The organism is Mesorhizobium sp. M7A.F.Ca.CA.002.09.1.1 (genome assembly GCF_003998555.1).
GTDB classification, from domain to species: Bacteria; Pseudomonadota; Alphaproteobacteria; order Rhizobiales; family Rhizobiaceae; genus Mesorhizobium; species Mesorhizobium ciceri.
The window spans coordinates 1-1,446 of the sequence record NZ_RZRR01001152.1; the positions used below are offsets into that span (position 1 = coordinate 1).

The following is a 1,446-nucleotide window of genomic DNA, read 5'->3' on the forward strand; positions in this document are numbered from 1 at the left end:
GAACAGGTGCAACAGGTCCGACGACTGCTTGGACACGACATCGACGTCGCGGCCAAGTTTGAGGCCGGCATCTTCGATGCCGGCGACGATAGCCAGTGTCGCGGCGGCAGCGCTGCTGACGAAGCCGTCCGGCCTGTTCTCGCGGCGCATCACCTGCGCGGTCCTGGTCCTGATCTGCTCGATCGTGTGATCGATGGAAACGGTGTTGAACGGAATTTCGCTGGCGCCGACCTCGCTCAGCGCATCGGCAAAGCCGTTCAGCGTGTGGCCATAATAGGTCAGCCCGGGTGGCGGCGACAGAAGCGCCAGCTTGCGCCTGCCCATGCTCGCCAGGCGGCGCACGGCTTCCATCGCGAATACATGGTTGTCGAAGTCATGGTAGGGGTGGACCAGGCCCATGTCGGTGCGGCCATGCGTGGCAAAGGGCATGCCGTGCTCGAGCATGTAGCGGGCGCGTGGATCGTTCGGTTGGGTGCGCGAGATGATGACGCCATCGGCCGAGCCGGTCTCGACGAGATAGCGGATCGGCTCCATCGGATCCTGCGAGCGGGAATAAGGCGTGACGATCAGGTGATAGGGCGTTTCGGCGAGCACTTCCGAAACGCCGTAGATGATGTCCGAGACGAAGCTCATGATCTCGCGGTCGGTGTTGAGCACGAGGCTGATGACATTGGTCCTGCCGGTGCGCAGACGCACGCCGGCGCGGTTCGGCCGGTAGCCGATCTGCTTGGCGACGAGTTGGACGCGGCGCCTGGTTTCGGCGCCGATTTCCGGGGCATCCTTCAAGGCGCGTGACACGGTGGTGACGCCGAGCCCGGTCATGAAGGCAAGCGTCTTCAACGTCGGCCGTCCCTGTGCCGAGTTCTCCCCGTTCTTGTCCGTACGCTGTCTGTCCATTCGTCCCGCCCGTCAGGCGCATAGCAGCCGCGGGCCATGTCGGCAATCGCCGTCATAGCGATACGATATGCGTCCCAGCCCCGGCAAAGCGTCAATATACTGAAACGTTACAGATTGCCAGTATCGAGATGTATGTCCTCGTCACGAGGTGGATGGTTCTTTTTGCGAAACGCATTGGGATTCCAGGAGAAATCGCCCTGCCGCCGCCTTTTGCCCGTATCAGGCGGCATTTCGGTGTTTGCGCCGCAGCAAACCATGCTGCAGTGCATGAGAAGCGCGATCATTCAGGCGGATTTGTTCGCGGCCCGAAAAAATATCGAGGGCGCTTCGTTGATGGGTTGCACAGCCCGCGCAATTGCCGTATCGAAAATCTGTAACGTTTCAGATTCTGGGAGGAGCCGAAATGCGATACAGATTTTTGACCGCTGCCCTGGCGGCGACGGCTGCACTGCAATTTGCCGGCCAGGCGGCCGCGACGGACCTGGAAGTCACCCATTGGTGGACTTCAGGCGGCGAGGCCGCGGCGGGTGCCGAACTTGCCAAGGCATT

The 1,446-nt window shown here is 61.7% G+C and carries 2 protein-coding genes and 1 pseudogene; 2 read left to right on the plus strand and 1 reads right to left on the minus strand.

The features are described from left to right. Positions 1–897 (minus strand): LacI family DNA-binding transcriptional regulator (locus EN994_RS31225; protein ID WP_127308141.1); only part of this gene is annotated, 897 nt, incomplete at its 3' end. A 128-nt stretch (positions 898–1,025) separates the two neighbouring features. Between EN994_RS31225 and EN994_RS31230 the strand changes: the two genes are divergently transcribed. Together EN994_RS31230 and EN994_RS31235 are read left to right on the plus strand one after the other, a co-directional pair. Beyond that, positions 1,026–1,274 carry a hypothetical protein gene (locus tag EN994_RS31230; protein ID WP_127312659.1) on the plus strand — a complete coding sequence of 83 codons (249 nt, stop codon included), beginning with the start codon at positions 1,026–1,028 and terminating at the stop codon, positions 1,272–1,274. Positions 1,275–1,300: 26 nt separating this feature from the next. Next, a pseudogene (locus tag EN994_RS31235) lies at positions 1,301–1,446 on the plus strand (carbohydrate ABC transporter substrate-binding protein); the annotation flags it as partial.